Raw genomic sequence first — 7,687 nt, 5'->3', positions numbered from 1 at the left:
GGGCCGGCGGTCCCGGCGGGGCCGGCGGGGCAGGCGGGTCTCCCGGCCACGTCACGACCATCACCGTCGGCAGCTATCCGTCCGGGGTGGCAGTCAACCCCGGCGGCGACGTCTACGTCACGAACAGTGGCAGCAACACGGTGTCGGTGATCGACCCCGCCACCAACACCGTCACCGGATCACCCATCACCGTCGGCAGCTTTCCGGTCGGGGTGGCGGTCAACCCCGGCGGCGACGTCTACGTCACCAACTATGGCGGCAACACGGTGTCGGTGATCGACCCCGCCACCAACATGGTCACCGGATCACCCATCACCGTCGACAGTCCGTACGGGGTGGCGGTCAACCCCGGCGGCGACGTCTACGTCACCAATACTGCCAGCGGCACGGTGTCGGTGATCGACCCCACCACCAACATGGTCACCGGATCACCCATCACCGTCGGCTACAGTCCGCACGGGGTGGCGGTCAACCCCGGCGGCGACGTCTACGTCACCAACGATTACGGCGACACGGTGTCGGTGATCAACCCCGCCACCAACACCGTCACCGGATCACCCATCACCGTCGGCAACAGTCCGGAAGGGGTGGCGGTCAGCCCCGGCGGCGACGTCTACGTCGCCAACTATGGCAGCGGCACGGTGTCGGTGATCAACCCCGCCACCAACATGGTCACCGGATCACCCATCACCGTCGGCAGCAATCCGGTCGGGGTGGCGGTCAACCCCACCACCGGCTACGTCTACGTCGCCAACGTTTACAACGACACGGTGTCGGTGATCAACCCCGCCACCAACATGGTCACCGGATCACCCATCACCGTCGGCAGCGAACCGACCGGGGTGGCGGTCAACCCCACCACCGGCTACGTCTACGTCACCAACTTCAGCAGCGGCACGGTGTCGGTGATCAGTGGGTAGTGGTGTGCCGCCCGAATCGGGGTTGCGCGGATAACGTGCAGGCTTGCGGGTGTGCGGCCGGCGTCGGGTGGCCGTGGTCTGCTCGCCGTCGACGGCGGGCAGCAACCCGGCCGCGTGGTGCCGGCGCCGACCATGATGACCTCGTGGGCCTGTGGCGTGGTCGCGAAGCGGTGCCCGACAACACCTTGGTGTGCGAGGGCGGAATCAGAACATCGGCTGGCCGTGGTTCGCGCGGAGGCCTCCGCCGCGGTCCCGGCTGCCGGGCAGCAGGTGCAGGCAGCCCAGGCCCAGGCCAGGCAGGCCGATATCGACCGTGAGCAGCAGGTGCGAGCCGGCGGGACGAGGTGCTGGCGGCGCGCGCTCAGGCTACTGCGGCAGAGGCGGCCCGTGAGTCCGCCGAAGTGGCCGCCCAGCGTGAACGGCAGGCCACGGCGGCCCTACGCGCCCAGATCGGGGACCAGCAAAGCCAACTCGATGCCGCACGCAGCGAAACTGCCGAAGCGCGTACCGCAGGCGGCGCCGCAGAGGCTGCGCGCGACGCCGCCCAGCAGGCTGCGGAGCGCCAGCACGAGGCCGCAGTCGAGACGCGCCGCGAGCTTGAGCAAGGCTCGCACTGATGGCCGCGCCGCCCGCCACGCGCTACAGGCCCAACACGCCGAGCAGTTACGCCAGCTCACTGAGGCCGCAGACGCGCGCGGCAGCGCTCAGTTCCGCTCTCGATGTCGCCCGCGACGCGGCGGAGACTTCCGGGCTCAGCTTGCCGCTACTGCCGCCCTATCGCCGCCGACGTCGTCGCCTGGCCGCCGCCCGCACAAACCGTGATCCCGACACCGGGGCGGGGGTTGCCGGCGTAGCCGAGCAGCTGCGCGCTGTTGCCGTGCGGTGGCCATGGGGGTAGCGCCGCCTTAGCGCGGTTTAGGGGTCGCCCTAGCAACCGAACGAATTGTTCTCGTAGGCCCGTACGGGGATCCCCTTACGGGACACCGCCTCGCCGGCATCTAGTTCTCATCGACGAAGAAGAAGCGCTGACCTGTCAGGACACACCACTAGCTCGCGATGACTTCTCCCGCGCCGCCCAACGCGACCATCAGGTGCTTCTCCACCGCCGCGCGCGCATCCTCGGCGGCCTCCACGCAGAACACATCGGCGGCCGTCGAACCGAACGTGTTGACCTTCGCCCACCCGATGTCGACTCCCGCCCGCTCCAGCGCGCGGGCCAGCAGCGCGAGCAGGCCCGGCCGGTCCATGGCGCGCACCTCGACCACCAGGTGGCCCTCAGCGGCGGTGTCGAGCCACACGATCCGGGGCGGGGCGGTCGACCGGGTGACGGGCACCCCGACCTGTACCTCGCCGGCCCGCGCGCTCGCGGCCCCGGCGACGTCGCTGTCGCGCTTCTCCAGTGCGGCGATGACGTCGACAGCGCCGTTGAGCGCGTTGGTGAACTGCTGGCGCAGCTGCCCCGCTTCGGGCGGCGCACCGAACAGCGGCGACACCACGAACACGGTAATCGCCGCGCCCTCGTGAGTGTTGACCGACGCCGAATGGATGCGCAGTGAGTTCAGGGCGAGCACCGCGGCGGCATTCGACACGAGCCCGCGCTGGTCCGGCGCGATCATCACCACGTTGAGGCGCTCGCCACCCGCGGCCTCGATCTCGACGTGCACCCCGTGGTCGGCGGCCAGCGAAAGGTATTGCGGCGCAGTCGGTTGCGCCTGCGGCAGCGGCTCACCGGCCATCACCAGCCGGCAGCGGCGCACCAGGTCCTCGATCAGGGACGCCTTCCAGTCGCTCCACACGCCCGGGCCGGTCGCCTTCGAGTCCGCCTCGGTCAGCGCGGACAGCACGTCGAGCAACAGCGGATCGCCGCCCAGGGCCTCCGACACCCCCTCGATGGTCTTGGGGTCGTTGAGGTCGCTGCGGGTGGCCACCACCGGCAGCAGCAGGTGGTGGCGGACCAGCTTGGACAGCAGCTCGGCGTCTTGGGGCGCCACCCCGAGCCTGGCCGCCATCTCGATGGCCATCTCGGCGCCGAGCACGCTGTGGTCGACTCCCCTGCCCTTGCCGATGTCGTGCAGCAGCGCGCCCAGCGCCAGCAGGTCGGGCCTGGCCACGCGGGTGGCCAGCGGGGCCGCGTTGACGGCGGTCTCGACGACGTGGCGGTCCACCGTCCACTTGTGCGCGACGTCGCGGGGCGGCAGGTCCCGGATCGCGGCCCACTCCGGAAGCAACCGCTCCCACAACCCGGTGCGGTCGAGCGCCTCGACGGTCGCCACCGCGGTGGGTCCGGCGGAGAGCACGACGAGCAGATCGTCCAGCGCCTCGCGCGGCCAGGGCGTGGGCATCTCGGGCGCGGCGGCGGCCAGACGGCTCAGCGTGGCGGCGCCGATGGGCACGCCGGTGTCGGCCGACGCGGCGGCCACCCGCAGCACCAGCCCGGCGTCGGTGTCGGGCGAGGCGTCGCGGGCGAGCACGATCTCCCCGGCGTACTCGACCACGCCCTCGTCCAGGGGTCGCCGCTTGGGCCGCCGGACGAGCGCCGACACGCCCCGCCGCGGCAAGGCGTTTTCGGCGGTCCGCAATCCCGTTTCGGCGTGGTAGGCGATGGTGCGGCCGGCCCCGGAAAGCTTGCGCGCCAAGTCGAATCGGTCCCCGATGTGCAACGCGGCGCTGATCTCGTCGGCGTACTGGGCCAGCAGCTGATCGCGGCCGCGCCCGGACACCCGGTGCAGCTCGGTGCGCACGTCGAGCAGCGTCAGGTAGGCATCGTCGAGCGAACCCCCCGGTGATTCCGGGCGGGCCATGCCGTGGCGGTCGATGAGCTGGGCCACCCCCAGCGCGTCGAGCAGTTGCACGTCGCGAAGGCCGCCGCGGCCCGACTTGAGGTCCGGCTCGGCGCGCTGGGCGATCCGGCCGCAGCGCGCCCAGCGGGCCTGCGTGATCTCGACGAGTTCGTCCATCCGGGAGCGAATTGCGCTGCGCCACTGCCTTCTTGCGCCGGCGATCAATTCCTCGGACAGTCGCGCGTCGCCGGCAATGTGGCGGGCGTCCAGCATGCCCAGCGCGGCGATCATGTCGGCGTTGGCGACGCCGAGCGCCCCGGAGACGGTGCGCACGCTGTGGTCGAGCCGAACGTTGGCGTCCCACAACGGATACCACAGCTTGTCGGCGACGCCCTGCAGCACCTCGGCCGGCTTGTCGTCGTGCAGCAGCATGAGGTCCAGATCGGAATACGGCAGCAGCTCATGGCGGCCCAGTCCGCCGATGCCGACGATCGCGAAGCCGCTGCCGTCGGCGATCCCGATCTCATCGGCCTTGGCGGTCAGCCACGACTCGTGCAGATCCAGCCACGCGTGTCGCAGCTCGGCCGCGTGCAGCGCGGAGCCGTCCGCCAGCAGCTGACGCCGCGCAGCGGCCAAATCGCTTGCCGCGCAGGCGTTTTCTGTTCCAGATGACCCGGACGGGTCGGGTGGGTCCTGTTTCATACCCTCCCGGCCCGTCCGGCCTGGATCAACAATCTGCGGCTGGGGTCAGAGGGCATCGGTTCCGCGTTCACCCGTGCGCACCCGCACAATGGTTTCCACGGGGCTCACCCAGACCTTGCCGTCACCGATCTTGCCGGTGCGGGCGGCCCGGACGATGCTGTCCACGACCTTGTCGACGATGGAGTCGTCGACGACGACCTCGATCCGCACCTTGGGCACGAAGTCGACCGAGTACTCGGCACCGCGGTAAACCTCGGTGTGGCCCTTCTGCCGGCCATAGCCCTGGATTTCGCTGACCGTCATCCCCAGGACACCGGCCTCCTCGAGGGCGGTCTTGACGTCATCGAGGGTGAATGGCTTCACGATCGCCGTGACTAGCTTCATGACTGCTCTGCCTCCACTTTGTCGGCCGTCCGGTCGTCGAGACCGTTACGGTCATCCACGGGAATCCGCGCCGCCGGAAGAACCGACCCCTGTCCGCCGATCACGCCAAAATCGTATCCGCTCTCGGCGTGTTCGGCCTCATCGATGCCCGAGGATTCGGCCTCGGGGTTCAGGCGCAACCCGATCGTGTACTTCAGGATCAAGGCCAAGATCAGCGTGACGATGCCGGAGTAGAACAGCACGGAGAACGCACCGACCGCCTGCCGCTCCAGCTGCGCCCAGCCGCCGCCGTAGAACAGCCCCTTCGACACCCCGGTCACGCCGTTGATCGCCGTGCTCTCCGGCGCGGCGAGCAGGCCGACCAGCAGGGTGCCCGCCAGACCGCCGACCAGGTGCACGCCGACCACGTCGAGCGAGTCGTCGAAGCCGAACCTGAACTTCAGGCCGACCGCCAGCGCGCACACCACGCCGGCCACCGCGCCGACCACGATCGCGCCGAGGATGTTGACCGACGAGCACGACGGCGTGATGGCGACCAGCCCGGCGACGATGCCCGACGCCGCTCCCAGCGTGGTGGGCTTGCCGTCGCGGATGCGCTCGGTCAGCAGCCACGCCAGCATGGCCGTGGCCGTGGCGACCGTGGTGGTCATGAACGTCGACCCGGCGGAGCCGTTGGAGCTCGTCGCCGATCCCGCGTTGAACCCGAACCAGCCGAACCACAGCAGGCCGGCGCCCAGCATCACGAACGGCAGGTTGTGCGGGCGGAACAGGGTCGTCGGCCAACCCTTGCGCTTGCCCAGCACGATCGCCAGCATCAGGCCGGCCACACCGGAGTTGATATGGACCGCCGTTCCACCCGCGAAGTCGATCGCGTGCAGCTTGTTGTTGATCCAGCCGCCGTGCTCGGACGCGAACCCGTCGGCCGCGAAGACCCAGTGCGCGACCGGGAAGTACACCAGGGTCGCCCACAGCCCCGCGAACACCAGCCAGGCGGTGAACTTCAGCCGGTCCGCCACGGCGCCCGAGATCAGCGCGACGGTGATGATCGCGAACATCAGCTGGAAGGCCACGAAGACGGTGGCCGGCATCGTGCCGGCCAACGGGATGTCCACCTGCGCGGTGCCCTTGGACGGATCGGCCTTGACGGCGTTCCCGCCGATGAGCTTCGCCAGGCCCCAGTAGTCGGTCGGGTTGCCGACGACGCCACCTTTGCTGTCACCGAATGACATTGAGTAGCCGTACAGCACCCACAGCACGGTGACGACGCCCATCGCACTGATGCTCATCATGATCATGTTGAGCACGCTTCTGGTCCGGACCATACCGCCGTAGAAGAAGGCAAGACCCGGCGTCATCAACAGCACGAGCGCGGAACTCGCCAACATCCAGGCGGTATCGCCGGTATCGGGTTGGCCCAATTGCGGGAAACTCACTCGCTTTCACCTCCGGTCGGCATGAGCAGGCCCGACAGGCAGCTGCCTGTGGCCTGCGAGAACCATGCTCAATGGTTGTTTCGGCAATGGGGCCGCCATGTTTCGGCGTTATTAACGTCGCGCGCGCCGTGTAAGGGCTTTCAGCCGAGCAGGGCGTCCACGAAAGCGGCGGGTTCGAAGGGCGCGAGATCGTCGGGGCCTTCGCCGAGCCCGACCAGCTTCACTGGCACCCCCAGCTCCTGCTGGACGCGGAAAACGATGCCGCCCTTGGCCGTTCCGTCCAGCTTGGTGAGCACCGCGCCGGTGATGTCGACGACGTCGGCGAACACCCGGGCCTGTGCCAGCCCGTTCTGCCCGATGGTGGCGTCGAGCACCAGCAACACCTCGTCGACGGCCGCGCGCCGGGTTATCACCCGCTTAACCTTGTCGAGCTCGTCCATCAGCCCGACCTTGGTGTGCAGGCGCCCGGCGGTGTCGACGACCACGACGTCGGCGCCGGCGGCGATGCCCTTGTCGACGGCGTCGAACGCCACCGACGCCGGGTCGGCGCCTTCGGCCCCGCGCACCACCTCCGCGCCCACCCGGGAGGCCCAGGTCTGCAGCTGATCGGCGGCCGCGGCCCGGAAGGTGTCGGCCGCGCCGAGCACGACGCGCCGACCGTCGGCCACCAGCACCCGCGCCAGCTTGCCGACGGTGGTGGTTTTCCCGGTGCCGTTCACGCCGACGATCAGCAGCACCGACGGGTGGTCGGCGTGCGGCAGCGCGCGGATCGAGCGGTCCATGTCGGGGTGCAGCTCGTTGATCAGGACGTCGCGCAGCACCGCCTTGGCGTCGGCCTCGGTGCGCACGTTGCCGCTGGCCAGCCTGCTGCGCAGCTGCGAGATCACCGATTCGGTGACCACCGGGCCCAGGTCGGCGACCAGCAGGGTGTCCTCGACGTCCTGCCAGGATTCCTCGTCGAGGTCGCCGCCGCCGATCAGGCCCAGCACGCTGCGCCCGAGAGCGTTCTGCGACCGGGCGAGCCGGCCGCGGAGCCGCTCCAGCCGGCCTTCGGGCGGGGCGATGGCCTCGATCTCGGCGGCCTCGGGCCCGGCCTCCGGCGGGGCCTCGGGCGCGGCCTCCGGCGGGGCCTCGGGCGGCGGCGGCGGCTCGGCCTCGCGCGTCTCGGGTTCCGGCAATGCGACGTCGGAGATGGTGCGCTTGGGGGCGTCGCGGGGAATGGTGGCGTCGTCGCCTACCGCGGGCAGCCCGCCGGTGTCGATCGTCGGTGTGGACTGGCTGAAGGTGATCCCCGACGACGCCGTGTACCCCCCGGAGCGGTCGAGCGCGCCGGGCTCGGGCCGGGCCAGGCTGATCCGCCGGCGGCGGTAGCGCACCAGGCCTGCGACCAGCGCGGCGATGACAAGCAGGGCTGCGACGACCGCGACGGCGATCCAAAGACCTTGTGACACGCTGACAATCCTTCCAG

6 protein-coding genes are annotated in these 7,687 nt (G+C 70.1%); 1 reads left to right on the top strand and 5 read right to left on the bottom strand.

The window, feature by feature from the left end:
* The coding region (locus AWB89_RS28525) for a Vgb family protein (protein WP_479494848.1) at positions 1 to 920 on the top strand (920 nt) is incomplete at its 5' end.
* Between the two features lie 437 nt (positions 921 to 1,357).
* Here AWB89_RS28525 and AWB89_RS27390 read toward each other — a convergent pair.
* The 5 genes from AWB89_RS27390 to ftsY all read right to left on the bottom strand — a co-directional run bounded on the left by AWB89_RS27390 (position 1,358) and on the right by ftsY (position 7,670).
* Complete coding sequence (locus tag AWB89_RS27390; protein ID WP_158089849.1) at positions 1,358 to 1,525, bottom strand: hypothetical protein; 168 nt, start codon at positions 1,523 to 1,525, stop codon at positions 1,358 to 1,360.
* Between the two features lie 441 nt (positions 1,526 to 1,966).
* Positions 1,967 to 4,402 carry a [protein-PII] uridylyltransferase gene (locus AWB89_RS25295; RefSeq protein WP_085177393.1) on the bottom strand — a complete coding sequence of 812 codons (2,436 nt, stop codon included), beginning with the start codon at positions 4,400 to 4,402 and terminating at the stop codon, positions 1,967 to 1,969.
* 45 nt (positions 4,403 to 4,447) lie between these two features.
* A complete protein-coding gene (gene glnB, locus AWB89_RS25290) occupies positions 4,448 to 4,786 on the bottom strand; it encodes a nitrogen regulatory protein P-II (RefSeq protein WP_067880293.1) in 339 nt (112 codons plus the stop codon).
* Entirely contained in the window at positions 4,783 to 6,171 is a 1,389-nt protein-coding gene (locus AWB89_RS25285) for an ammonium transporter (protein ID WP_085103104.1), read from the bottom strand. Before AWB89_RS25285 ends, glnB begins: the two co-directional genes overlap by 4 nt.
* A gap of 188 nt (positions 6,172 to 6,359) precedes the next feature.
* Positions 6,360 to 7,670, bottom strand: coding sequence for a signal recognition particle-docking protein FtsY (ftsY, locus tag AWB89_RS25280; protein WP_085177390.1), 1,311 nt, complete (start codon positions 7,668 to 7,670; stop codon positions 6,360 to 6,362).
* Positions 7,671 to 7,687 lie beyond the last annotated feature (17 nt).

Source organism: Mycobacterium paraense (assembly GCF_002101815.1).
Taxonomy (GTDB): domain Bacteria; phylum Actinomycetota; class Actinomycetes; order Mycobacteriales; family Mycobacteriaceae; genus Mycobacterium; species Mycobacterium paraense.
Note: the sequence above shows the minus strand (reverse complement) of the source record. Positions and strands in the feature narration are given on the sequence as shown.

Bases quoted from the DNA above. Each gene is read 5' to 3' on its own strand.
- AWB89_RS25295 (WP_085177393.1), bottom strand. From the start codon at position 4,402: ATGAAACAGGACCCACCCGACCCGTCCGGGTCATCTGGAACAGAAAAC.
- AWB89_RS25285 (WP_085103104.1), bottom strand. From the start codon at position 6,171: ATGTTGGCGAGTTCCGCGCTCGTGCTGTTGATGACGCCGGGTCTTGCC.
- glnB (WP_067880293.1), bottom strand. From the start codon at position 4,786: ATGAAGCTAGTCACGGCGATCGTGAAGCCATTCACCCTCGATGACGTC.